General features: G+C 42.1%; 25 protein-coding genes. 20 read left to right on the top strand and 5 right to left on the bottom strand.

What is annotated here, in order from left to right; genetic code table 11:
* The first annotated feature begins 15 nt into the window (after positions 1 to 15).
* The 3 genes from mutY to TY87_RS07830 all read left to right on the top strand — a co-directional run bounded on the left by mutY (position 16) and on the right by TY87_RS07830 (position 2,693).
* On the top strand, positions 16 to 1,068 hold the full coding sequence (gene mutY, locus TY87_RS07820; RefSeq protein ID WP_100186631.1) for an A/G-specific adenine glycosylase: 1,053 nt from the start codon (positions 16 to 18) through the stop codon (positions 1,066 to 1,068).
* Positions 1,069 to 1,083: 15 nt separating this feature from the next.
* Positions 1,084 to 2,298 carry a chromate efflux transporter gene (chrA, locus tag TY87_RS07825; RefSeq protein ID WP_100186632.1) on the top strand — a complete coding sequence of 405 codons (1,215 nt, stop codon included), beginning with the start codon at positions 1,084 to 1,086 and terminating at the stop codon, positions 2,296 to 2,298.
* A gap of 110 nt (positions 2,299 to 2,408) precedes the next feature.
* Complete coding sequence (locus tag TY87_RS07830; protein WP_100186633.1) at positions 2,409 to 2,693, top strand: oxidative damage protection protein; 285 nt, start codon at positions 2,409 to 2,411, stop codon at positions 2,691 to 2,693.
* A 131-nt stretch (positions 2,694 to 2,824) separates the two neighbouring features.
* On the opposite strand, the gene TY87_RS07835 is transcribed toward TY87_RS07830, so the two are convergent.
* Positions 2,825 to 3,247, bottom strand: coding sequence for a flagellar basal body-associated FliL family protein (locus tag TY87_RS07835; RefSeq protein ID WP_100186634.1), 423 nt, complete (start codon positions 3,245 to 3,247; stop codon positions 2,825 to 2,827).
* A 153-nt stretch (positions 3,248 to 3,400) separates the two neighbouring features.
* Here TY87_RS07835 and TY87_RS07840 point away from each other — a divergent pair, with 153 nt between their 5' ends.
* The 5 genes from TY87_RS07840 to trmB all read left to right on the top strand — a co-directional run bounded on the left by TY87_RS07840 (position 3,401) and on the right by trmB (position 6,858).
* Positions 3,401 to 3,907 carry a disulfide bond formation protein B gene (locus tag TY87_RS07840; protein ID WP_072838968.1) on the top strand — a complete coding sequence of 169 codons (507 nt, stop codon included), beginning with the start codon at positions 3,401 to 3,403 and terminating at the stop codon, positions 3,905 to 3,907.
* Positions 3,908 to 4,077: 170 nt separating this feature from the next.
* Complete coding sequence (rsd, locus tag TY87_RS07845) at positions 4,078 to 4,548, top strand: sigma D regulator (RefSeq protein ID WP_100186635.1); 471 nt, start codon at positions 4,078 to 4,080, stop codon at positions 4,546 to 4,548.
* The gene (locus tag TY87_RS07850; RefSeq protein WP_100186636.1) at positions 4,520 to 5,503 is read left to right on the top strand and encodes a WD40 repeat domain-containing protein; all 984 of its coding nucleotides are present in this window, start codon (positions 4,520 to 4,522) and stop codon (positions 5,501 to 5,503) included. The genes rsd and TY87_RS07850 overlap by 29 nt, the downstream gene beginning before the upstream one ends.
* A 3-nt stretch (positions 5,504 to 5,506) precedes the next feature.
* Positions 5,507 to 5,971 (top strand): DUF423 domain-containing protein, encoded by a 465-nt coding sequence (locus TY87_RS07855; RefSeq protein WP_100186637.1) that lies wholly within the window; start codon positions 5,507 to 5,509, stop codon positions 5,969 to 5,971.
* A 173-nt stretch (positions 5,972 to 6,144) separates the two neighbouring features.
* On the top strand, positions 6,145 to 6,858 hold the full coding sequence (trmB, locus tag TY87_RS07860; protein WP_100186638.1) for a tRNA (guanosine(46)-N7)-methyltransferase TrmB: 714 nt from the start codon (positions 6,145 to 6,147) through the stop codon (positions 6,856 to 6,858).
* A 95-nt stretch (positions 6,859 to 6,953) separates the two neighbouring features.
* On the opposite strand, the gene TY87_RS07865 is transcribed toward trmB, so the two are convergent.
* The gene (locus tag TY87_RS07865) at positions 6,954 to 7,352 is read right to left on the bottom strand and encodes an H-NS histone family protein (protein ID WP_011978593.1); all 399 of its coding nucleotides are present in this window, start codon (positions 7,350 to 7,352) and stop codon (positions 6,954 to 6,956) included.
* Between the two features lie 378 nt (positions 7,353 to 7,730).
* On the opposite strand from TY87_RS07865, the gene TY87_RS07870 reads away from it, so the two are divergent.
* Entirely contained in the window at positions 7,731 to 9,893 is a 2,163-nt protein-coding gene (locus tag TY87_RS07870; RefSeq protein WP_100186639.1) for a Tex family protein, read from the top strand.
* A gap of 151 nt (positions 9,894 to 10,044) precedes the next feature.
* Here the strand turns inward: TY87_RS07870 and TY87_RS07875 are convergent, their stop codons facing one another.
* Positions 10,045 to 10,638: an FMN-dependent NADH-azoreductase gene (locus TY87_RS07875; protein WP_072838973.1), complete on the bottom strand. Its 594-nt coding sequence runs from the start codon at positions 10,636 to 10,638 to the stop codon at positions 10,045 to 10,047.
* A gap of 168 nt (positions 10,639 to 10,806) precedes the next feature.
* Here TY87_RS07875 and TY87_RS07880 point away from each other — a divergent pair, with 168 nt between their 5' ends.
* Entirely contained in the window at positions 10,807 to 11,736 is a 930-nt protein-coding gene (locus tag TY87_RS07880; RefSeq protein ID WP_100186640.1) for a LysR family transcriptional regulator, read from the top strand.
* Here TY87_RS07880 and TY87_RS07885 read toward each other — a convergent pair.
* Positions 11,728 to 12,288: an MSMEG_1061 family FMN-dependent PPOX-type flavoprotein gene (locus TY87_RS07885; protein ID WP_100186641.1), complete on the bottom strand. Its 561-nt coding sequence runs from the start codon at positions 12,286 to 12,288 to the stop codon at positions 11,728 to 11,730. The genes TY87_RS07880 and TY87_RS07885 overlap by 9 nt on opposite strands.
* 298 nt (positions 12,289 to 12,586) lie before the next feature.
* Between TY87_RS07885 and glmU the strand changes: the two genes are divergently transcribed.
* Positions 12,587 to 13,948 (top strand): bifunctional UDP-N-acetylglucosamine diphosphorylase/glucosamine-1-phosphate N-acetyltransferase GlmU, encoded by a 1,362-nt coding sequence (gene glmU, locus TY87_RS07890; RefSeq protein WP_100186642.1) that lies wholly within the window; start codon positions 12,587 to 12,589, stop codon positions 13,946 to 13,948.
* Positions 13,949 to 14,087: 139 nt separating this feature from the next.
* On the top strand, positions 14,088 to 15,914 hold the full coding sequence (gene glmS / locus TY87_RS07895) for a glutamine--fructose-6-phosphate transaminase (isomerizing) (RefSeq protein WP_100186643.1): 1,827 nt from the start codon (positions 14,088 to 14,090) through the stop codon (positions 15,912 to 15,914).
* 97 nt (positions 15,915 to 16,011) lie between these two features.
* Here glmS and TY87_RS07900 read toward each other — a convergent pair whose 3' ends face one another.
* Entirely contained in the window at positions 16,012 to 17,160 is a 1,149-nt protein-coding gene (locus TY87_RS07900) for an oligogalacturonate lyase family protein (RefSeq protein ID WP_100186644.1), read from the bottom strand.
* Between the two features lie 263 nt (positions 17,161 to 17,423).
* On the opposite strand from TY87_RS07900, the gene TY87_RS07905 reads away from it, so the two are divergent.
* From TY87_RS07905 to TY87_RS07940, 8 genes are all read left to right on the top strand, one after another.
* The gene (locus TY87_RS07905; protein ID WP_072838979.1) at positions 17,424 to 18,305 is read left to right on the top strand and encodes a carbohydrate ABC transporter permease; all 882 of its coding nucleotides are present in this window, start codon (positions 17,424 to 17,426) and stop codon (positions 18,303 to 18,305) included.
* Between the two features lie 2 nt (positions 18,306 to 18,307).
* Positions 18,308 to 19,219 carry a carbohydrate ABC transporter permease gene (locus tag TY87_RS07910; RefSeq protein ID WP_072838980.1) on the top strand — a complete coding sequence of 304 codons (912 nt, stop codon included), beginning with the start codon at positions 18,308 to 18,310 and terminating at the stop codon, positions 19,217 to 19,219.
* Between the two features lie 9 nt (positions 19,220 to 19,228).
* Positions 19,229 to 20,362 carry an ABC transporter ATP-binding protein gene (locus tag TY87_RS07915; RefSeq protein ID WP_100186645.1) on the top strand — a complete coding sequence of 378 codons (1,134 nt, stop codon included), beginning with the start codon at positions 19,229 to 19,231 and terminating at the stop codon, positions 20,360 to 20,362.
* Between the two features lie 84 nt (positions 20,363 to 20,446).
* Positions 20,447 to 21,733 (top strand): ABC transporter substrate-binding protein, encoded by a 1,287-nt coding sequence (locus TY87_RS07920; protein WP_072838982.1) that lies wholly within the window; start codon positions 20,447 to 20,449, stop codon positions 21,731 to 21,733.
* 241 nt (positions 21,734 to 21,974) lie between these two features.
* Complete coding sequence (kduD, locus tag TY87_RS07925) at positions 21,975 to 22,724, top strand: 2-dehydro-3-deoxy-D-gluconate 5-dehydrogenase KduD (RefSeq protein ID WP_100186646.1); 750 nt, start codon at positions 21,975 to 21,977, stop codon at positions 22,722 to 22,724.
* A 233-nt stretch (positions 22,725 to 22,957) separates the two neighbouring features.
* Positions 22,958 to 23,740 carry a DNA-binding transcriptional regulator KdgR gene (gene kdgR, locus TY87_RS07930; protein ID WP_100186656.1) on the top strand — a complete coding sequence of 261 codons (783 nt, stop codon included), beginning with the start codon at positions 22,958 to 22,960 and terminating at the stop codon, positions 23,738 to 23,740.
* A gap of 248 nt (positions 23,741 to 23,988) precedes the next feature.
* A complete protein-coding gene (locus tag TY87_RS07935) occupies positions 23,989 to 24,309 on the top strand; it encodes a cupin domain-containing protein (protein WP_011978607.1) in 321 nt (106 codons plus the stop codon).
* A 48-nt stretch (positions 24,310 to 24,357) separates the two neighbouring features.
* Positions 24,358 to 24,993, top strand: coding sequence for an RpiB/LacA/LacB family sugar-phosphate isomerase (locus TY87_RS07940; protein WP_100186647.1), 636 nt, complete (start codon positions 24,358 to 24,360; stop codon positions 24,991 to 24,993).
* Positions 24,994 to 25,041: the final 48 nt, after the last annotated feature.

Consider the following 25,041-nt stretch of genomic DNA (forward strand, 5'->3'; position numbering starts at 1 on the left):
TAACGTGAGAAATAAATGCAACCAGTTGAAAATTTTGCGCCTCGTGTTCTAGCGTGGTTTGATCAGCACGGGCGTAAAAGCTTGCCTTGGCAAGAGAATAAAACACCTTATCGTGTATGGGTTTCTGAAATCATGTTGCAGCAAACGCAAGTGACAACTGTCATTCCTTATTACCACAAATTTATGACATCTTTCCCAACTGTTGAAGCGTTAGCTGAGGCTGAGCAAGACGAAGTGTTAGCGCACTGGAGTGGTCTAGGTTATTACGCTCGGGCGCGCAATATGCATAAAGCAGCAAAAATGCTGGTGGATGAATTCGACAGTGAGTTCCCACAGACTGTTGAAGGTGTTTGTGAGTTACCCGGCATTGGTCGTTCTACTGCAGCGGCGATTTTATCTATTTCCCGCGGTGTTCAAGCAGCGATTTTAGACGGCAATGTAAAGCGTGTTTTGGCGCGCTTCCATGCAGTGCCAACTTGGCCCGGCGATAAGAAAACCGAAAATGCCATGTGGGACCTGGCTGAGTGTTATATGCCGAACGAGCGTTGTGGCGATTACACACAAGCTATGATGGATTTAGGCGCGACACTTTGTACTCGTTCTAAACCGCAATGTTTGCTTTGTCCGCTACAAGGCGACTGCCAGGCTCGTTTTAGCCAAGATCCAACGCAATTTCCTATTCGTAAACCGAAAAAAGCCGCTAAGCCAGAGAAGAGTATTCAGTTGCTGGTGTTGATGAATCAACAAGGGCAATGGTTACTAGAGAAGCGTCCTTCTACTGGAATTTGGGGTGGGCTTTGGAGTTTGCCAGAGCTTGCGTCAGAGGAATCTGTAGTGCTGCATATTGAACAGCGATTTGCTACGCAAGTCGAGGCTGTAACACCTCTGTCATCTTTTAGACATACTTTTAGTCATTATCATTTGGATATTTCGCCAAGCCACATTCAAATTGCCGACACGAAGTTGGTAATGGAAGGTGAGAAATACCAATGGTTCAGCCAACAAAATGCCATGGCGCAAGGGTTGCCGGCGCCAGTGAGAAGTATTTTGGAACAATTGAATAACTAGCTTGAGATCATTCATATGATGGTAGATAAAAACCTCTCATATTTTAAACGCGTAGCAGAGGTATTTGTCTCTTTCTTGTTATTAGGTTTTACCAGTTTTGGTGGGCCTGCTGCTCACCTTAGTTACTTCAACCAAACCTTTATTAAGCGCAAAAAATGGGCGAGTGAAACCCAGTATGCTCAATGGGTAGCGCTTAGTCAGATCGTGCCGGGACCAGGCTCTAGTCAAGTTGGTTTTGCCTTAGGCTATCATCGTGCGGGATTGCTTGGAGCGGTGGCGGCATTTATTGCTTTCACCTTGCCGTCTTTTGTTGTCATGGTGTTACTGGCTCGATTTGGTAATCACTGGCAGGGCAATGTTTTTTTTGATGGTTCAGTTCATGCCTTAAAGCTTTTAGCGGTTGTCGTGGTCGCAGATGCTTGTATTGGTATGTGGCGGTCTTTTTGTCAGAGTAAAATTATGGCTGGGCTGGCGTTATTCAGTGCGGCGTTTATTATCTTGTCGCCTTCTGGTTTTGCTAGTTTGACCGTTCTGCTAATCGCTGTGTTTTTTGGCATGTTAGCAAGGCCTTCTATTGTTCCAACCGCTTCTGAGTCTTTGCCTAAAGTGCGTTTTGCATGGTGCTTTTTTATCATTGCTGTCGTGGGCTTTGTTGTTAGTTTTTTTCTAGATAGCGGATTAAGCGGTTTGTTCGCAAACTTTTATCGAGCGGGAGCGTTAGTATTTGGCGGCGGGCACGTGGTACTGCCAATGTTGTCGGCGTTTGTACTTACTCCAGAATCTTATGTAGATCCTACGTTAGCAGTGATTGGTGAATCGAATTTGCTTTTAGGTTACGCTGCCGCTCAAGCGGTTCCAGGCCCTATGTTCACCATGGCGAGTTTTTTAGGTGCTTCGGTGACTCCAAAAAGTGACAATATTTGGTTATGGGCTGGTGTAGCTACCTTAGCTGTATTTCTGTCTGGTCTATTGTTGATGTTAAGTGCGCAAGCTGCGTGGCAACGCTTGTCTCATTACGTTCTGTTTCGTTCTGCTGTGGCGAGCTTAAACGCAGCAGTGGTCGGGATTTTGTTAGCTGCCTTATATTATCCGATTGGCACATCGAGTTTGCTTGGTTGGATGGATGTTGCCATTACTGGATTTGGATTGGCTTGGTTGATCTACAGGCGACCTTCGATTTTTTCATTGATTATTGTGTTTATCATTGTTGGACTAATTCGAAGTTTATAAGGTTGCTGAATTTAAACGCTGATTAAAGGTTTTGACCTTGAATTCTCTAGTGTTAACGCCATTATTCACCCTATACATTTATTATACATTTATGATGGCGAGAGATTCTTATGGCGAATACTGTATTTTGTAAAAAGTTTCAGAAAGAGATGGAAGCGTTAGATCGCGCGCCATTGCCCGGAGCGAAAGGCCAAGAGATCCTACAAAACGTTTCTAAGCAGGCTTGGCAAGAATGGCAGCAGCTTCAGACAATGATGATCAATGAGAAACAACTTAACTTGATGCAACCTGAATCACGCAAATATGTGATGGAACAGATGGATAAGTTTTTCAATAACGAAGCGACGGATAAGCTGGCGGGATATGTTGATCCTGATGATATTAAAGAACTCTAAGAAAGTCTTTTTCATGAAGTCGTGAAAATATTGTTTTAAGCAAGCAGACACAAAAAAATGCCCCTGATTAAATTATTTAACCAGGGGCATTTTTTTGTGTCTGCTTAATCGTCAAACGAGTATAAATTCGTTTATTGAGTGACAAAGCTAGCGAATAAAATATCTTTTACCGGTTCTAATCCAGTTTCTTCTTTTAAAGCGCCGTTTACTGCAATAGCGGCTTCTTCACGTGTTTTCTCACGCGCTACTGCTCCAGTAACTTGCTCCGTGGTACGAGAGCTAAGAAACATCACCAATGCATCTCTGACTAAAGGCATATTAGCTTCAATTAAGTCTTTCTTCGTCTCGTCAGTACGAATACTAATACTAGTTTTTATATATTTGAGTCGGGCATCGTCGCCAAGGTGATTGACTACAAAAGTGGGTTTCAGCTCTATATAAGCGGCTGCTGGTGCTGCTTCGTCTGCGGCATAACCTGTAATACCTGTAAGGCTGCATAGTAAGAGTAGAGTAAATAGGCGTAATTTATGGCATAAGGGCATCATCAATGACATGTTAGGTTCTCGTATTCATTCCAATAGACAGTATACTAACTGTCATTAAAGCTTGCTGTCAGTAGTAATTTCGCACTTTACTGTTTTACTGTTGTCGTAAGTTACATTATTCAATTAAAAATGTCCGTTTAGTAAGTTTAGGAATCTTTATCTATGTTCACGTTTTTATCTGCTCGTCGTTTTCATGGTTTGGTTGCGTTCGCAGCTTTTGCGCTTTTAGCTGTGGCTTTTTATATGGAATATCAAATGGGGTTAGAACCCTGCCCCTTATGCATGCTGCAGCGTATTGTGTTTTTCTGTGTTGGTGTAGTGTCCTTGATATCCGCTTTAACGGCGAGTGAAAAAGCGCGGAAAGTATTTTCTTGGTTGGTGGTTGTTTTATCTTTTGCCGGTGCAGCTTTAGCAATCCGTCATTTATATTTGCAAAGCTTACCAATGGACGAATTGCCAGCTTGTTTGCCGGGATTAAGTTATATGTTTGAGGTCTTTCCATGGCAAGAAATTATGCAAGCTATGGTGATGGGAACTGGTGAATGTGGTGATGTGGTTTGGACCTTGTTTGGCATTAGTATTCCTGGTTGGACATTGGTTGCTTTTATTGGTATGGCGATCATTAATATCGTTATCGCATTGCGAGCTAACAAAAAAATATCCGTATAAACGAGACATTTTTGCCTGTTTAAACAAAGTTTTGACAGGCACAGTAATCATATAAAGTTCTCTAAAAAGGTTACAAATCCCTTAAGTTATCGTCTTGCAGGGGGTAACGTATCGGAATATGCTTGAGACAAAGATTACTAATAATAATTAACGCCTGATGGAGTCTGCATATGTTAGAAGGTTGTAAAACAGCCCAAGAGCGATGGGGCGGAGTGCACATCATTATTGATCGTTGGTTAGGGCAGCGTCGACAATTGCTGGAGATGGGGATTTATTTGCGTGAGCGCGGTGAATTTACGCCGACGGATACACCTAAGATTCAATCATTTTGTGAGCAGCTGGTGGATTATGTCTCTGCTGGCCACTTTACTGTCTATGAGCAGTTAGCGTTAGAAGCGAAAGAGTTTCATGACGATGGCGCTGTTATTTTATTGCGCGAATTGTTGCCTCTTATTGATAGCACAACGGAAGTAGCTATTGAATTTAACGACAAATATGACACTAAAGAACATTGTAATGCTCAGCTTGAGGCCTTGCCTTTTTCATTGCAGGCTTTGGCTGTCGTAATGGCAGAACGATTCCAATATGAAGATCAGTTGATTAAGGAATTACATGAAGCGCACAGTGAAAAAAGCGTTTGAGCTTGGTTTAATTGCTTTCTGTTCTGCAGCTTTATTGTCTTGCTCAGCAGAAGCGCCAGTTCGAACTGCTCAATATGCTGTGCAGGGTTTGTTTTCTGCCGTTCTCAGTGATGACGGCGCCACTGCTTTAGTTGGTTCCATTCAGCATGGCGGTAGTTTTTGGGTAAACGCCGTCAATGAACGTCGTTTTAACTGGAATCATGCTAAAGGTGAGTATTCATCCTTGCTTGGTGTCGATATTGACCCAAGCGGGCAATTTGCAGCAACTGGCGGCGCTCGATCGTTAGTTCTATGGAATACCGCAACAGGTAAATCTGATGGTTTCTGGACGACGCCAGGTGACATTCAATCTCTAAAACTTACCCAGAATGGTGATTATGCTTTAGTTGGCTTAAATGACCAGACTGCTCGCTTTTTTGATATTAAGCGTGGCGGTATCAAGCAAACGTTACGAACAGGTTCAACAGTTCGTGCTGTCGATGTGACGCCAGATGGAATGCTGGGTATTACAGGTGATGATTCTTCTAATGTCACCTTATGGGATATGCAAACCGGTGAAAAGAAACATCAATGGCCTCTAAGTAATGACATTGCTAGTGTGGCTTTATCGGCCGATGGTAAATATGCGTTTGGTGCTGCTCAACTAGGAAATGCAAAAATTTGGTCTACTAAAACAGGCAAAGAGCTTACCAAAATCGACACCGGAGCTCTTAAGTACCGCAACGTCACCATCAGTCAGGCGGTTTTTTCAAAAGATGACAGATCCATTCTTATTGGTGAAGTGAATAGTCGAGTGTCTTTGGTTCAAGTCAGTACAGGAGTTGTCCAAAAAGAGTGGGAGATTTTTACTCCAAAGAGTCGACCGAGTGGCGCTAGTGTTTTAGCTCTGGCTTTTGGTTCAGGTAATCGTTATTACGCCATTGGTAGTAATGGTTATTTAAACGTATTGGAATAATTCATGTCTGATCACGACGTTGAGTCGCCTTCATCTCTTTCAAAGAAAGAGCCGGCCAAACAAGACCATGCAACAAAAGTATCAGCACGATTGCCTTTGAAATGGGGCGGTTTTTTTGCTGCCCAAGCTTTTATATCAGTTGCCTCTGGTGCATTTGGTGCTCATGCTTTGACCAGTATACTAGACTTGAAAGCGTTAGGCTGGTGGCACACTGCAAGCCAATACCTTATGTATCATGCTTTAGCTGGATTGGTGGTGGTTGCCTTATCTGCTTATTTATCTTCAGCTAAAAGCATACTACTGCTTCTTTGTATTGGTAATATTTTATTTGCCGGTAGTCTATATGTCATGGCTTTAACGGGTTACACATTGTTAGGAGCAGTGACTCCTTTCGGCGGTTTATGCTACCTCATTGCTTGGGGGCTTTTGGTGCTGAACTTTTGGCGTTCAAGTCACCAAAAGTCATAGGCAATGGGACTTTAGGTCTTAATAAACTAACCGACAAAAGCAGGACATCAAATGTTTTTTCCGGTAGGATAGCGCCCCGCTAGTCTTACTCAAAAGACATGATTGACCTAAATCGAACGAATTAGGTCGGTGTAGGCTCATCAAAATAGAACACACTTAAGTGATATTTAACCATGCAAGAGCAAGAAACAAATACTCAAGAACCTATCAAGAAACGCACCATTCGTAGCTTTGTTGTACGTGGTGGTCGCATGACTGAAGGTCAACAAAAGAACTACGATGCGAACTGGGCCGTGTACGGTTTAGATCTTGCTGATGGGCGAATTGATTACGCAACCGTATTTGGTCGTGAATCAGATGTGGTGCTTGAAGTAGGTTTTGGTATGGGAGCTTCACTTGTCGAGATGGCAAAAAATGCTCCAGAGAAAGATTTTATCGGTATTGAAGTTCACCCACCGGGTGTTGCTAAACTGATGATGCTGGCAAAAGAGGAAGGCATTACTAATTTACGTGTTTATTGTGATGATGCGATTGAAGTTATGGCGAACTGTTTACCGCAGGAAGCAGCCAGTGCATTTCAGTTGTTTTTCCCAGACCCTTGGCACAAGAAGAAGCACAATAAACGCCGTATCGTTCAGCCTTTGTTTGCTCAGCAAGTAGCAAATGTATTAAGAGAAGGCGGACACTTTCACATGGCAACAGATTGGCAGCCTTATGCCGAGCATATGATGGAAGTAATGGAAGTCCAAGAGGGCTATCAGAATGCGGCTGGTAAAGGCTTGTATCACCCTCGCCCTGAATGGCGTCCACTGACAAAGTTTGAACAGCGTGGTGAGCGTTTAGGTCACGGTGTATGGGATCTGATCTATACGAAACAAAGTAGCTAAGCGCTCTTATTTTTAGACCAAAAATAGATTTAGCCAATAAAAAAGCGACTCAATGAGTCGCTTTTTTATTATTCATATAAAGCTAGAATCAAAAATTATTTGATTTCTACACTTTCACGGCTGTTGCCAGCATCAAAGTATTCTTGGAATACTTTTGGTGTGCGGCCACGGCCAGTCCATTCGTGAGTCTCACCAGCTACTGTTAAGCGGTATTTAGGCTCAACAGTTTTGCCTTTTGTCGCGCCAGCTTTTGGAGTAGTTAGTAATGCTACTTCTTCCATTGTTAAGCCGCTTTTAGCGATTAGGTTTGCAATTTCTTCAGCGCGAGCAGATTTTAGTGCTTGCTCTGCGTCACGAGCCGCTTCTTCTTCTTTTGCTTTTTCAAGCGCATTGTTGAAGCCTGCAATTAGGTTTTCAAGTTGAGCAACGCTTAGCTCTTTTGCTGCTGCGCGTGCTTTTGCTTTATTGCCTGCTAATTCTAGTAATAAACTCATTGGTGTCCCCTATTTATCTGTTAAGAACTGATTGTCTCTGAATAACTAGTTGGTCCTGCACTGAAAAAATAGATCCGTCTTTTATGCTCAGTGGTATGTGTTAAAATTAATAAATTTGAAAATTCCATAAGATTGGAAAAAATAAAACGCTTTCTTAGGTTGATAGTGAATCTGAACCAGATGAAAAAGTGTTTTATCTTATGCTACAAATTCAATAATAATTCATACCGTAAAAAAACATTGAATTGATATCAGTACATTGTGATGTAATTTTATACTATTTCAAGTTTGTGTGTGGATTTTAATAAAAAACAACCTAACATGCTAATCAAATAACGTGTTTAATCTGTTAGAAAAGTGTAAACAATAGGGTAATAAATGAATTCCATATCAGATAACCTAAGCTTAGAGTTTTCTATATTAAAAAAATACAGCAATAATATTATTCAATTATTTGAAGAAGGTGCAACTGTTCCATTCATCGCTCGGTATAGAAAAGAAAATACAGGCGGCATGAGTGATCAGGATTTGCGATCTTTTTACGATAGATGGCAGTATTTAGTTGAATTAAAAAAGCGCAAAGAAAGCATTCTTGCGTTATTAGCTGAAGATTCAAATGTCTCCGATTCCATAAGAAAAAAAATACAAAATGCCGTCTCTAAAAATGAGCTCGAGGACTTGTACTCGCCATTTAAGAAAACCCGAAAGACAAAAGCAGATGAGGCTAGGGAGCAAGGGCTTCAGCCTTTAGCGGCTTTAGTATGGTCAGGCCAGCGCTCTGATACCTTGTCTGCAATTGATGCATGGTGTAAGCAGAATAATATTGTAATATCGGCAGAGTCTGCTTTAGAGGGTGTAGCTGAAATATTGAATGAAGCTATTGCCAATGACAGTGATGTTCTAAAAAAAGGTCGTGCAGTATTACTCAAAGATGGTCTTTTAACCAGTAGAGTTCTGCGAGGTAAAAAGGAGCAAGGTGAGAAATTCCGTGATTACTTTGATTACCAAGAAGCGATAAATAAAGTGCCTTCTCATCGTTTGCTTGCTCTCTTTCGAGGAAAAAAAGAGTCGATATTAAAACTGAGTGTTTCTTTGAAGAATGAGGAAAATTATCCTGACGTATTAATCTTTCCTCATCTTAATCAATTGCTTGATGCAAACTTACCAGAATCTCATCGAGTAACGCCTTTGCAGCGTAAGTATTTAAATCTGGCTTGGGAAAATAAACTTCTGCCAAAACTAGAAACCGATGTTCTTTCTCAATTGAAAGATCGAGCTGAAGAAGGTGCAATTCAGGTTTTTGCTGATAATCTACAAGATTTATTAATGGCTGCACCTGCAGGAGCGCATCGAGTATTAGGTGTTGATCCTGGTTTTCGCAACGGCGTTAAATTGGCGGTTATTGACGAGCAAGGTTCTTTGCTTGATCACGGTGTTATTTACCCTCATGGACCTCAGAATCGTACACAAGAAGCTAGCGCAATACTTTCTCAGCTGATTCACAAACATAATATTGGTTGGGTAGCGATTGGTAACGGCACTGCTTCACGAGAGACTGAAGCACTAGTAAGAGCGCTTATTACCGAATCGAATCTAGATTGTCGAGCTGTGGTGGTGAGTGAGGCTGGAGCTTCTGTATATTCTGCTTCACCAATAGCGATACTAGAATTTCCTGATTTAGATGTCACTATACGAGGAGCGGTATCTATTGCTCGTCGTTTTCAAGATCCGCTTGCTGAATTGGTGAAAATTGATCCTCAAGCTATTGGGGTTGGCCAATATCAGCATGACGTTAAAGTCACCTTATTGTCCAAGTCGCTTGCAAACGTAGTAGAGGATTGTGTTAATCGCGTTGGCGTGGATATTAACCTCGCTTCGGTTTCTTTATTGTCTTACGTTTCTGGTTTAACCAATCGCTTAGCGCAAAATATCGTGGATTACCGTCAGCAGAAAGGCCGCATCGAATCGAGAAGTGAGCTGTTAAAGATAAAAGGCATCGGAGATAAATGCTTCGAGCAGTGTGCTGGTTTTTTAAGAATACTAAATGGCAAAGAAGCATTAGATCAGTCTGGTGTGCATCCTGAATCCTACCCATTAGTTCAAAAAATGGCCGCGCATTTAAAGCTAAAAGCAAATGACTTGCTTAATAACAGTAGTGCTTTACAGCAGCTAAAGCAGTTAGCCCCAAGCTTTGCCCAAGCAGGAGATTTTACTTATACGGATATTCTTAACGAGCTTGCCAAGCCAGGTCGAGATCCACGTCCAGAGTTTCGTTATGCGTCTTTTGATCATAGTGTTCAAAAGCTTGAAGATGTGCAAGAAGGCATGACGTTAGAAGGCGTTGTGACTAATGTAGCGGCATTTGGTGCTTTTGTAGATTTGGGTGTGCATCAAGACGGATTGATCCATATCTCGCAATTGGCAGATCGATTTGTTAAAGACCCAAGGGATTTAGTGCGAGTGGGGCAAGTGGTCAATGTTACAGTGTTAGAAGTTGACGTACAGCGTAAGCGCATTGCCCTGAAAGCTAATGGGCTTTGATGCAATTCAATTGTTTGTTAGGGGATCCCGACAAGGCTGTTGATATTTATGTTAGTCAGATAATTTCCACAAAAAAACCGATTAGAAGACTCTAATCGGTTTTTTTTGGAGTAACCAATAACATTAACTTAAAAGGGATTAAAAATTAATGTTAAACAGCTACTGCAATTTGTGATTTGGCTTGGTTGAAAGCTTCTTCACCTGGTGCGCCCATCGCTTGACCGCCAGCGATGAAAGTCTCTTTTACATTTAGACCAATGAAACCTAGGAATGTTTGGATATGTGGCACTTGGTGATCAACTGGAGCGCCAGCTAGGAAGCTACCACTTGCAGCAAAGATGTAAGCATCTTTGTTTACAAGGCCAACAGGTCCAGTTTCAGTGTATTTAAACGTACGGCCAGCACGAGCAATATAGTCAAAGTAAGACTTCAGCGTAGAAGGAATGCCGAAGTTGTACATAGGAGCTGAAACGATCACTACGTCAGCAGCTTCTAGTTCAGTAATCAGTTCATCACCAATCGCAACAATAGCTTGTTGTTCAGCAGAACGGTTTTCTTCTGGAGTAAACAGTGCGCCTAATGTTTCGCCTGTGAAGTGAGGTAGTGGGTTCGCAGTTACATCGCGAGCAACGACTTTACCTTCTGGATTTTTTGCCAACCATTTTTCAACAAACTCGTTTGCTAGTTGACGTGATTTAGAGTTTTCGCCAGAAGCGCTAGAGTCGATACGTAGTAAAGTAGCCATTGTAATAATTTCTCCTCGGTAATCTTAAGTGAGCCAAGATGGCCCGTCACTTGATAATGAGGCTATCTTATTACCAAGTAATTCGATTAAAAAGCGACATTTTTTGGAGATATTGATCGAAAAATACGATACATTAATTATCCATGTATTCTATATAAGAGAATTATCTTGAAAGCCCCGAGAGTAACGTTAGAGCAATGGCGCGTTTTGCAATCTGTTGTGGACAAAGGTGGTTTTGCCCAAGCCGCAGAAGCACTCCATAAAAGCCAATCTTCAGTTAGCTACACAGTCGCAAAGCTTCAAGAGCAGCTAGGCTATCCGTTGCTGATTATCGAAGGACGAAAAGCCAAACTTACTGAGCGCGGTGAAGTCTTGTTACGTCGTTCACGGCATTTATTAAAAGAAGCAGTAGATCTAGAAGAGCTAGCTCACACACTTGGCCAAGGTTGGGAGCCTGAATTAGAATTAGTGGTCGATCAGGCCTTTCCAACGCCTGCTTTACTGCGTGCCTTGCAAGCTTTTGAGCCACAAAGCCAAGGAACGCAAGTGCAATTAAAAGAAGCTGTATTAAGCGGAGGAGAAGAAGCACTACGAAAAGGCAGTCCAGACTTAGTGCTTAGCGCTATTGTTCCAAAAGGTTATTTGGCCGATCCCATTGTCGAAGTGGAAATGATCGCGGTAGCGGCTACGAGTCACCCTTTGCATCAAGAAGCAGACCCTATTAATAACGAGCGCTTGAGTCGAGAATTACAAATTGTTATTCGTGATTCAGCGTCAGAGACCTCTATCGATGCGGGTTGGTTGGGCACAGACAGACGATGGACGGTATCGAGTGTGCAATCCGCTTTAGAAATTGTGACTAGCGGTATAGGCTTCGCGTGGCTACCAAAGGCAGATTTAGAATACGCCTTGCAAAGCGGAAAACTTAAAAAATTGAAATTGATTTCTGGTAGTGAACGAAGTTTCCACATGTTTGCCATCTTTGGAAAAGGTGAACGAACAGGCCCAGCTACGAGGCTTCTAGTAGAACTCCTTCAGGCGGAGTGCAATGCTTGTCCAAGACGCTCCGCCATTACCTTAGACCAAGCATCAACTTGATGCTTGGGTTTGATCTTGAATGATGTTCAAAAGTGAAGGCAGAAATGAACGTTCTACTTTATTTGTTTCGCTCCAAAGCTTTGCAACGGCAATGGCTTTGGGGCAATGAAAAAGTAATTTATGTACGCTTATTTTAACCACCAGTTTTGGTGGCTTATTATTTTCAACAAATAAATCTAGTGTTTCGTTGTCTGTGTGTAGGCTAGCAGTGCCTTTTATACGCACAACTTCACCGATACCAGGAATCATAAAAAGTAGACCAACTTTTGGTCTTTCTACGATGTTTCTCAAACTATCTAAGCGATTGTTACCAGCCGTGTCTGCGAATGCTACGGTCTTTGAATCCAGCACTTTAACAAACCCCGCATCACCGCCACGAGGTGAAACATTTGCGAATCCATTCTTATCCGATGTTGACATGATAATAAAAGGACAGTGCTCTATGAAGGTGATTGAGTGTTGTTCTAGTTCATCAATCTCTTTTTTTAATGCTAAAGGATGTGCCTCGTTATAAAGCTCATCAAGTTGCTTCGGTTCGCTGATTTGACTCATGCTAATCCTTTACTTTGGTGATGTGTAAACCATTTGATAATGGTTTTTATTAATATTAAGGCGATATTTTATACTGGTAATGCCGTAATGTAACGCATCAACATCATATTGATTATTTTCTGACAATCTTTGTTTTTGCTTTGCCTAGAAGCGTTTAAAATCATCGATTTATGATTTTTTATAAAAATTGTCATTTTTTTTGTGACAATTTGGGTTGTGACGGTTTAGGCAAAAAGGTCTAATAGCTTTTATCAGTAATATTCATTATTTATTTAAAGACGCCAATTCAAGGATGCTCATGACTCAGGACATCGTAATTCTTGCTGCCGGAAAGGGCAGCCGAATGAAATCAGCCTTTTCCAAGGTATTGCACAAAGTTGGCGGTATCGCCATGGTAAAACGAGTACTAACCACAGCAAGTACATTACCTGAATCAAAATTACATCTCGTTGTTGGCCACCAGGGTGAACAAGTCGAAGCAAATTGTCAGGACTTTTCAGCCAATATTGTTTGGCAAAATGATCCGCAAGGAACAGGTGATGCATTGCGTCGCGTTGCGCCTTTTCTTCAGGCTGATGGTGCGACATTAACTCTTTATGGTGATGTTCCGCTGATTCGCGCCAGTACATTAGAAAAAATGACTGCTCTGTCTAATTCCAATACCTTAGTTTTATTGACGATTTCTCTTGATAATCCAACTGGATACGGTCGGATTGTTCGCAACGAACAAGGCAAAGTGACAGCGATTGTTGAGCAAAAAGACGCTGCTGAAGACCAGCTTGCTATTAAAGAAGTGAACACCGGCATTTTGTTAGCGCCGAATAATCATCTACAAGGCTGGCTTGCAGCCTTAACGAATAATAACGCCCAAGGCGAATATTATTTGACCGATGTGATTGCTATGGCGGCACGTGATGGTGTGGATATTGTCACAGTGAACCCAGAAAACGAGGCCGAAGTGGCTGGCGTCAATGACCGAGTTCAGCTTGCCGCATTAGAGCGTGAGTTACAAAACCAGCAAGCCGTTAGCCTTATGCAAAATGGCGCGACCTTGCTTGACCCATCTCGCATTGATATTCGTGGAGAAATGACTACTGGTCACGATGTCATTATTGACGTGAACTGTATTTTTGAAGGTAAAGTAGTGTTGGGTACTGGTGTTGAAGTTGGGCCAAATTGCCATCTTAAAAACTGCACCATTGGCGACAATACTATTATTAAAAGCAACACGCTAATTGAAGAAAGCCAAGTTGGCGAAAATTGCGACATCGGTCCTTTTGCTCGATTACGTCCAGGCACACAGCTTGCTAATAAAGCCAAGATTGGCAACTTTGTTGAAACCAAGAAAGCCATTATTGGTGAAGGCAGCAAGGTTAATCATTTAAGCTACATTGGCGATACAGAAATGGGTGCAAACGTGAACGTTGGCGCAGGCACCATTACCTGCAACTACGATGGTGTAAATAAACATCTGACACAAGTGGCCGATAACGTCTTTATCGGTTCAAACACATCGTTAGTCGCACCAGTGCAAGTGGCAGAAGGTGCAATGATCGCTGCGGGTTCGACCATCACTAAACAAGTGGGCGTGAATCAATTGGCTTTCGCCAGAGCGCGACAAACCAACAAAGACAATTGGCCTCGTCCAATCAAAAAGTAACGCTTTAGCTTTTAATCTATTAAACAGAATTTTACATATTAAACAGGAGAAGCGGCGAGTCATTAACTCGCTGTTTATCTCATCATATTTATTATTGTGTTGAGCTGAGCCTCGGCACAAACACGAAAAGGATTCTCTCATGTGTGGAATAGTTGGCGCCATTGCGCGTCGTAACGTATCAAAAATTTTAATTGAAGGTCTTAGCCGTCTTGAATACCGTGGTTATGATTCTTCCGGTATTGCGATTAACAACGAAGAAGGTGTGTTTTCACACCGTGCCGTTGGCAAAGTTCAGGCATTAAAAGACAAATTCGAAGCAGAGCCACTAGATGGCAAAATGGGCATTGCTCACACACGTTGGGCCACTCATGGCAAGCCAACGGAAGCTAATGCACATCCACACTTTTCAGGTAATGATCTTGCTCTGGTTCATAATGGCATCATTGAAAATCACGAACCATTACGTCGCGAATTAAAAGCCAAAGGTTATGAATTCAAATCCGAAACAGATACCGAAGTTATCGTTCACCTTATTCATGATGCGTTAAAAACACAGCCAGATTTGCTGAAAGCTGTGCAAACGACGTTAACGAAATTACATGGCGCTTTTGCTATCGGAGTGGTGCAAAAAGACGATAACGATCGCTTTATTGCCGCACGTAAAGGCAGCCCGCTTGTAGTTGGGGTTGGTATTGAAGAAAACTTTGTCGCGTCAGATCAACTTGCATTATTGCATGTTACTGACCAGTTCATCTTTTTAGAAGAAGGCGACGTGGTTGAAGTAAGTCGTGATAACGTGTCTATCTATGATGCAAAAGGCGAGTTGCAAGACCGTCCAATTAGCGTGTTTAACCACAACATCGACGCGACAGACAAAGGTGAATTTCGTCATTACATGATGAAAGAAATCTACGAGCAACCTAAAGTGATCAGTGCTTGTCTAGAAGGTCGTATTAGTGAAACCAAGGTTCTTACTAGCTGCTTTGGTGCAGATTCTGCTTTCTTAAAAGAAGTGGAAAATGTACATATCGTTGCTTGTGGTACCAGTTATCATGCTGGCATGGTGGCAAAATACTGGATTGAAGATTTAGCTGGTTTGCCATGCAGTGTTGAAGTGGCAAGCGAATATCGATATCGCAAAGTGGCTGTGCCGAAGAAAACCTTGTTTTTGACCTTGTCACAGTCTGGCGAAACAGCGGATACACTAGCTGCGTTGCGTATGGCAAAAGAGCTGGGTTATTTAACGACTCTAGCTATCTGTAACGTCCCATCTAGTACGCTGGTACGTGAGTCAGCGCTTACTCTTCTTACCAATGCTGGCCCAGAAATCGGCGTAGCATCCACTAAAGCTTTTACCACTCAGCTGACTGCACTATTGATTACTAGTGTTGCTATTGCTGTAGAAAATGGTCTGTCAGCAGAAAGAGAAAAAGAGCTTGTTCAAGCTATGCGTTCATTACCTGCTTACGTGAATGCTGCTCTTTTAGAAGATGCTCACATTAAGACTGTTGCGGATCGTTTTGCTAATAAAACCAATGCGCTATTTTTGGGACGTGGCACCATGTTCCCAATCGCGCTAGAAGGCTCATTGAAACTAAAAGAAATTTCTTACATTCATGCGGAAGCCTACCCAGCAGGTGAGCTAAAACACGGTCCATTGGCTTTGGTTGATGAGAATATGCCAATCATTGCATTGGTTCCACATAACGACATGTTGGATAAGCTTAAGTCTAATCTACAAGAAGTGGCGGCTCGCGGTGGCGAACTGTATGTTTTTGCCGACAAGGACACAGACCTGCATAACGAAGAAAATATCATCTTCACCGAAGTGCCAAAAGTAGACAGCATTCTAGAGCCGATTGTTCATACAATTCCGCTGCAGTTATTGTCTTACCACGTTGCAGTCGTAAAAGGCACCGACGTAGATCAGCCTCGTAACCTAGCTAAATCGGTTACTGTGGAATAATTGATGATCTGAAATAAAAAAACCTAGCTATGGAACATGAACGAAACATAGCTAGGTAAAGTTACACAGAGAGTAACGCATTTAACAAGTCAGTGCTTTACAGGGTTGCGAGGTAAATAGCGGGTGTGCCATTTACGTCTGAGCTGTAGAGCACTGATTTATCATCTGGTGTGAAAGAAGGGTGAGGGTGGTTGATCTGACGATCACCGTTTAAGACTTTCCAGCTGGTATTGTGTTCTGTAATAGGGCGAATGCTTGCGTCAGATAAATTAATCAAATACAGGTTAGGGTCGTTTTCGATGCCGTGGCCGGTATTATCGGCAACATCTACTGGTGTGCCTGAACCATCACCAACCACTAAAGAGCCGTCGTAGTTGCTCATTAGATGACTGCAAGCTGGCATTTCAGTTTCTACTTTAAACGCAAGCGTTTGTGCATCGACAGAACAAAGTTGGCGCTTGTCTGTATTGGGTCGATAAGACACAAACATCATTTTTGAACCATCAGGAACGAAAAATTCGTGGGTACAAGATTCTTCTTCGCTTTGCTCGTAGACCTTGCGCATGTTGTCGCCGTTTTCATCAATCATCCACATACGTGTCTCGACTAAATCGTGCGGGCCTTCATGGCAGAATGCGATGGTGTTGTCGTCATTAGGGCGATAAAGCGGATGGCCAAGCCAAATATTTTCTTCGAAGATGGTTGTGCGTTGACCTGTCTTTAGATCGATTGAGATTAAGCGACAGCGTGGTTTTTGGTGATAAAACTGAGCAAATTTTTGCCAGCTATCTAGCTCCATGTAATCCGTATCTTTTATTTCTATCGCAACGACTTTTGTGCAAGCCGAATTTGGTACCCAAGTGCCGTAGCCTACCCAGCCTTTAGCCACTTCGTATAAAACACTGTGTTCTTGGTTCTTAAGATCGACACGAATGAGCTGCTTGTTATTTTTTACAAAGATCAGTGCGTCATCTTGTGTGGTAAGAAAGCCGCCAAATACATTGTCGCCTTTACCTTCGGTGAGCTGTATAGCTGTTTCATTATGTAAATCTAAAAGGTGGTAGTTTCTTTCGGTATCAAAATTGGCCGAGATAAGAAGCTTATTGCCATCTTCTGTGAAGCATTTTTGATAAAAATAGTTTCGATTACACACACTGCTATCAGGTGTTAGCTGAGTAACGATTGACCCAGTCTTTTCGTCAGTTGTGCGCTTAAATGCCAAGGATGTGGTGGTACCTAGTGACATGATTTCCTCTCTTATTTTTGTTTGCGGCTTCGTCTTTACTGATGGATTCGTGCTCTTTTTTCCACTGTTGCTATTCCCACGCTAGTTGAGCTTTTTCTATCTGAACACCGAATGAAAAACAGATTAACAGCTATTTTAAATTTATTCATCAATAAAAATGAAAAAGTGTTTTGAAAAAATTAATTAATTATTGTTATTTTTTTATTGTTCTTCTAGTATGTTTTCACAACGTCAAATAAAAACAACATTCAGAGTTAAAAACTATGTATGAAAATAAGCGTTTAGGGTTGCTGTACATTAGTCCTTACATCATAGGGCTTCTAGTATTTACAGCGTTTCCCTTCCTCTCATCCTTGATCATCAGTTTTACTGACTACGATCTAATTAATCCGCCAGAGTACATTGGCTTAGATAACTATCGTTACATGATGGATGACGATACCTTCTACCAATCTATGGGGGTAACGTTCGCGTATGTGTTTCTGACCATTCCGCTGAAATTAGCCTTCGCACTCTTTATTGCCTTTGTGCTGAACTTTAAGCTTCGCGGCATTAAGTTCTTCCGTACCGCTTATTACATCCCTTCTATCTTGGGTAGTAGTGTGGCGATAGCGGTATTGTGGCGCGCTATATTCTCACTCGATGGCTTGCTGAATAGCTTCCTGAGTGTCTTTGGTATTGAGGCGATCTCTTGGTTGGGCGAGCCCGTGTTTGCCATGTTCTCCGTAACCTTGTTGCGTGTTTGGCAATTTGGTTCGGCTATGGTGATCTTCTTGGCTGCTCTGCAGAGTGTTCCACAATCTCAGTATGAAGCTGCCATGATTGACGGTGCATCTAAATGGCAAATGTTCACCAAGATCACCGTGCCTCTTATTACTCCTGTTATTTTCTTTAACTTCATTATGCAAACCACTCAGGCGTTTCAAGAATTTACGGCGCCGTACGTTATTACCGGCGGTGGTCCCGCTAAATCGACGTATTTGTTCTCGCTTTATATCTATGAGACGGCGTTTAAGTATTTCGATCTTGGCTATGGTAGTGCGCTTGCTTGGGTGCTGTTTGTTGCTGTGGCGATATTTACGGCGATTTCATTCAAATCATCGAAGTACTGGGTGTTCTACTCAGGTGATAAGGGTGGTAAATAATTATGAATAAAGTATTCCCTAATAAAGCAGCGTTATCCGCTGACCTTAAGAATAACCCAACACTAAGAGCTGAAATTCGTAAGCAACGAGTAGGCGCATCTATTCGTTACATTATCTTGCTGTTTTTTGGATTGGTGATGTTGTATCCGCTGTTTTGGATGTTCTCAGCAGCTTTCAAACCAAACCATGAAATCTTTAGTTCTTTGAGCCTTTGGCCAAAAGAGTTTTCACTAGATGGTTTTATTAATGGTTGGAATACCGGCACGGAATATACCTTCGGACGATTCTTTCTAAACACCTTGTATTACGTGGTGCCGAAAGTGATTTTGACGGTGATTTCGTCGGTCATTGTGGCTTATGGATTTGCTCGCTTTGATATCCCATTTAAGAAATTCTGGTTCGTCACCTTGGTGGCTACCATTTTGTTGCCAACGTCTGTGTTGTTGATTCCTCAATACTTGATGTTCCGCGAAATGGGCATGCTAGACAGCTATTTGCCTTTGTATTTGCCGATGGCATTTGCGACGCAAGGTTTCTTTGTCTTCATGTTGATTCAGTTCTTACGTGGCTTGCCAACGGATATGGAAGAAGCAGCACAAATCGATGGTTGTAACTCTTATCAGCTGCTTTGGTACATCGTAGTGCCTATGTTGAAGCCTGCGATTATCTCTGTCGCGCTGTTCCAGTTTATGTGGTCAGTAAACGATTTCTTAGGGCCGCTTATTTATATTTCCAGCGTAGAAAAATACCCAATCGCATTGGCTCTTAAACTGTCCATTGATGTGACCGAAGGTACTCAGTGGAATGAAATTCTGGCTATGGCATCCATTGCCATTGTTCCGTCAATTGTTGTTTTCCTAATCGCACAGAATTACTTCGTAGAAGGAATTTCGTCCGGTGGCGTTAAGGGATAGGTGAATAGTATGTCTAAAGTTGTATTTGAAAATTTGACCAAAGTGTATTCGAACGGCTTCAAAGCAGTTCATGGTATTAACCTAGAAATTGAAGACGGCGAGTTCTTGGTTGTCATCGGGCCTTCTGGTTGTGCGAAATCGACGACATTACGTATGTTGGCGGGTTTGGAATCGGTTACTGGTGGTTCTATTAGCATTGGTGGCAAGGTCGTAAACGGTTTGCCGTCTAAAGATCGTGGTATTGCCATGGTGTTCCAAAACTATGCGCTTTATCCCCACATGAGTGTGCGTGAAAACTTAGGCTTTGGTTTGAAATTAGCAAAAGTTAGCAAGGCGGATATTGAGAAACAAGTCAACGAAGCCGCAGAACTTCTTGAACTTACGCCTTTGCTAGATCGCTTGCCACGTCAGCTTTCTGGTGGTCAGGCGCAACGTGTTGCAGTAGGTCGTGCCATTGTTAAGCGCCCGCAGGTGTTCTTGTTTGATGAGCCTTTGTCTAACTTGGATGCCAAGTTACGAGCGTCTATGCGTGTGCGTATTTCGGATTTGCATAAAACGCTGAAAAAGACCAATCGTTCGGCAACCAGTGTTTATGTTACCCACGATCAAACAGAAGCCATGACTATGGGCGACCGTATTTGCGTGATGAAAGACGGTCATATTATGCAAGTGGATACGCCTGCCAACCTCTATAAATACCCGAAAAACCTGTTTGTTGCGGGATTCATCGGCGCGCCAGAAATGAACATGGTTGAGACGCGTTTAGATCGCACTGGTGAAGGCAAGTGCCACTTAGCCTTGTCGTCTCAGATGTTAGGTTTACCAGATGAAAAACTCCAGAGAGTTCTAACCAATTTTACCGAAGACGTGGTGTTTGGTATTCGTCCTGAATTCATCAAGTTAGCAGATGAAAATTCGCCGCAGGATGAAATCATCAAGGGCACGATTGTGCGCATGGAAAACATGGGCGCAGAGTTTTACGTCCACTTTACCGTAGAAGATAGAGAGCTTTGTACACGAGTTCCTTCTGATGTCGTAGAAGCTAAATTGTTGGATTCAATCGGGAAAGAACAGCGGTTCCATTTCGAAATGAGCAACGCTCATATTTTTGATAAGAAAACTGAGATGAATATCTCTTTGTAAGACTTTTGCACGACAGCTAAGCCGCATAAAGCAAGAGTGATAGTCGTGCAAAAAATTGAGTAATCACTAACGAGGAAAAAGGACATGAAAATAAAAACAATAGCTCTGTTAGTCGGATTGGCTTCTGCTGGTTCAATGGTGAGTGTGAATGCAAACGCAGAAGATTTGCGTATGTCATGGTGGGGAGGGAACTCCCGACACACAGCAACCAACGACGCTGTTAAAGAGTTCGAAAAAGTGCATCCAGAAATCTCTGTTAAAACAGAATACACCGGCTGGGGCGGTCATCTAGAACGATTAACGACTCAGATTGCGGGTAATACTGAACCAGATGTCATGCAAACAAACTGGAATTGGATGCCGATCTTCTCTGCACGAGGAGATGGCTTTAAAGATCTACGTGAATACAGCGACGTATTAGACCTTACTCAGTTCGATAAATCCGCTCTTGATGCCGGAACAAATAACGGAAAACTCAATGGCATCCCTGTTTCCATGGCGGCACGTATTTTCTATTACAACAAAGATACATGGGCAAAAGCTGGCCTTCCGTACCCAGTAACTTGGGAAGATTTAATGGCTGCTGGGCCTGTTTTTAAAGAAAAACTTGGCGATGAGTTCTTTCCTATCATTCTTGAAGGTCGTGACATCATCGCAATGAACCGTTCGTTTATGGTTCAAAAGTATGGCATTCCAATGATCGATGAGGCGAATAAAAAATTCGCTTACTCCGATGCACAGATGCTTGAGTTTTTCAAAATGTATGAAGACATGGTGAAAAATCATGTCGCGCCAAGCAGTAAATATGTGGCGGGCTTTGGTAAGGCTAATTTGTACGAACATAAGCCATGGATCAATGGTGAATGGGCTGGTGTTTACATGTGGAACTCAGCAATCAACAAGTATAACGACAACTTAAAGCCACCTATGTCCTTGGATATTGGCTTTTATCCAATGAGAAAAGGCGCGGCTGATGCTGGCTTATTCTACAAGCCAGCACTAATGCTTTCTATTGGCAAAAATAGTAAGAATCCAAAAGACGCAGCTAAGCTGATTAACTTCCTTTTGAATGAACCTGCAGGTTACAACGCAATGGGTCTAGCTCGTGGCGTGCCTTTGAGCTTGGCGGCTCGTCGAGCTTTATCTTTGGATGGCACTATCAAAGACTCTGACTTATCTGTCGCTGGGTTAGCGCAAATAGACGACTTACCTAAAAATATTCTTACATCAGCTCATTTTGAAAATCCTAAGTTATTGGGGCTTTTTGAAGAGATGATCGAAAAAATGGACCAAGGCGATATCAAAGTAGAAGAGGCCGCTAAAGAGTTTATGTCTCAAGGTAATCGTATTTTGCGTAGAGCCATTAAATAAGTAGGAAAGCATTTTTTCAGATGTTGAAAGAGGATAGAGAGTATTGGATGAGGCGCGTTCGCGCGCCTCTACTTCTGCCAAAGTACATATATGAAGTGTAAGTACGTTAGGTGGGAGCCTTCAGGATAGGAGGATACATACAACGCAAATGATTTTAAAACTTTCAATGCCCCGCGCATCGAGAGCGGACAGCAAGGCGGGAAATTGCTTGTCCAACTATTATAAACACGAGGAATAAAATATGTTCGATCTGACGGGTAAAGTAGCCATTGTGACGGGATGTAATACAGGTCTTGGTCAGGGAATGGCTTTGGCTCTAGCAGGCGCTGGTGCAGATGTTGTTGGCGTAAATAGAGATGACCCAACAGAAACAATTGAATTGATGGCAAAAACAGGTCGTCAATTTCATAGTGTCATTGCTGATATGAGTAAAATAGACAGTGTTGACTATGTTGTTAAAGAAGCCGTATCTGCTTTTGGTAAAGTCGATATTCTTGTTAACAATGCGGGCATAATTCGCCGCAATGACGCGATAGATTTTACGGAAAAAGATTGGGATGATGTAATGGACCTGAATATTAAAGCGGTCTTTTTTATGTCTCAGGGCTTTGCTAGACAGGTTATCGCTCAAGGAACATCTGGCAACATTATTAATATTGCTTCTATGTTGTCTTACCAAGGCGGTATTCGAGTACCTTCTTACACTGCGTCGAAAAGTGGCGTGATGGGGGTAACTCGCTTACTGGCAAACGAATGGGCAAAGCATGGTATTAACGTCAATGCGATTGCGCCGGGTTATATGGCCACAGACAACACAGCGGCATTGCGTGCGGATGAAGATCGTTCTAGTGAAATATTAAGCCGTATACCTGCGGGTCGTTGGGGAACACCTGGCGACATGGCTGGACCGATTGTCTTTTTGGCGTCTGAAGCATCGCGTTATGTGAATGGTTATACCATTGCGGTAGATGGCGGCTGGTTAGCTCGTTAGCTTTTAAGTCTTTTAGTTTTTAGGAAAAAATAAAGGAAAAGATGAGCTTTACAGGTGCATGCGGAACATTTTTTATCAAAACGATGCTTCCGCATCTTGCCGCAGTGATATTTTTTGCAACTTGTATAATATCTTAATTGTGAATTAAGTTTCATTTTGTAATGCTGGGATGTATCTATATGCAGAATTACTCTACAATTACAAAAACACATTTCAAAAAAAATGAAACTTATATGATAAATGAAGAAAATACTCAGCAAATAGAACCCGTATCTTCTGTGATGAAGGTATTTGCTATTCTAAACGCTTTAGCAGAACACAAGTCCTTAGGTGTTACAGAACTGTCTCAAATCGTCATGACGTCAAAAAGTACAGTATATCGCTTTTTGCAAACTATGAAGATGTTAGGGTTTGTATCACAAGAAGGTGACGATGATCGTTACTCACTTACACTGAAGCTGTTTGAAGTCAGTGCGCGAGCTTTAGAGCATGTTGATTTAGTCGAACTTACCGAGCCTTATATGTCTCGTATTGGTGAGCTGACAAAAGAAGCATTGCACCTTGGTATTCGTGATGGTGACGGTATTATTTATATATACAAAGTCGATGCTCAATACAACTTGCGTATGCAATCTCGTATTGGCCGCCGCAATCCGCTTTACTCTACTGCAATAGGTAAAGTACTGCTTGCCGAGCGCCCAGAAAGCTACATTCGTGATGTTTTAAAAGACACTGAATTCCTGCCTTCTACGGCCAAAACACACCGTTCTATAGACTCTCTTTTGGTGGAGCTAAAAGAAGTGAAAGATTTAGGTTACGGTGTGGATAATGAAGAGCAAGAAGAAGGCCTGAGATGTATTGCCGCGCCTATTTATGACCGATTAGGTAATGTTATTGCTGGATTGAGTTTATCTTTTCCAACACTACGTTATACACCTGAAAAATTTGAAAAATACGTTAGTTTGCTACAAGAAGCAGCAGCGAAAGTATCTGAAAAATTAGGTTACACTAAGTAGTATCCATCCGTAATAGTTATCTAGAATATCAAAAGCTGGAGTGATTTCGCTCCGGCTTTCTTTTCTTTGTTCATCTGCTTTTCTTTCTTATCTATTAGTCAGTTTATTCATTCGAATAGCCAACTTTGTAAAATTCGTTTTTTTATCGTGAAATAAAATAAATGAAACAGCTTTTCATAAAAGATTGAATAATGTTTTATCGCTGCTATAGTAGTCTTGTCTAAAACAAGAATACAAAGAGTTGTCCTATGTTTGTTTACAATAACGAAGTCCCTCTGGAAGATCTTGGTGCGGGTGTTTCACGCAAAATCATGGCCTATTCAGATAACATCATGACAGTCGAAGTGCATTTTGAAAAAGATGCCATCGGCCCACTTCATAATCATCCACATGAACAATTAACTTACGTATTGTCTGGTAAGTTTGAGTTCACAATAGGAGATGAAACCAAAATTGTTGGTCCTGGTGACACGCTTTATAAAGAGCCAAATGTCATGCATGGTTGCCGCTGTTTAGAGCCAGGCGTCTTGCTAGACAATTTCACACCAGTACGAAAAGACTTCTTATAAACAACGTCTTGCGACATCGAATGACTTAAATGAATTCAGGAGAAAGTTATGAAAATTGCACTGATGATGGAAAACAGCCAAGCAGGTAAAAACGCCGTAATTCTAGAACAACTAAACGCGGTTGCTGGTCCATTGAATCACGATGTGTTTAACGTCGGCATGAGTGATGAAAACGATCACCACCTGACTTACATCCACCTAGGCATCATGGCGAGCCTTTTATTGAACTCGAACGCTGTAGACTTTGTTGTCTCTGGTTGTGGGACTGGTCAAGGCGCAATGATGTCTCTGAACGCTCACCCAGGTGTTGTGTGTGGTTACTGCCTAGAACCTTCAGACGCTTTCTTGTTTAACCAAATCAACAACGGTAATGCCATTGCTATGGCATTTGCGAAAGGTTTTGGTTGGGCGGCAGAACTAAATGCACGTTACATCTTTGAAAAAGCCTTCACTGGCCCACGTGGCGAAGGCTACCCAGTTGAACGCAGAGAACCACAAGTTAAAAACGCTGGCATCTTGAACTTAGTGAAAGCTGCAACTATGAAAGACAACTACTTGGATGGTTTAAAAGCCATGGACCAAGAACTGGTTAAAACAGCCGTAACTGGTGAACGCTTCCAGCAATGTTTCTTTGGTAATTGCCAGAACCCTGAGATCGAAGCGTACGTGCGTTCGTTATTGTAAAAACCTCGACACACAAACACGACCTTGTATCTCTTCTTGATGAGTGTT

The sequence above is a fragment of the Marinomonas sp. BSi20584 genome (assembly GCF_002792415.1).
GTDB lineage: Bacteria > Pseudomonadota > Gammaproteobacteria > Pseudomonadales > Marinomonadaceae > Marinomonas > Marinomonas polaris.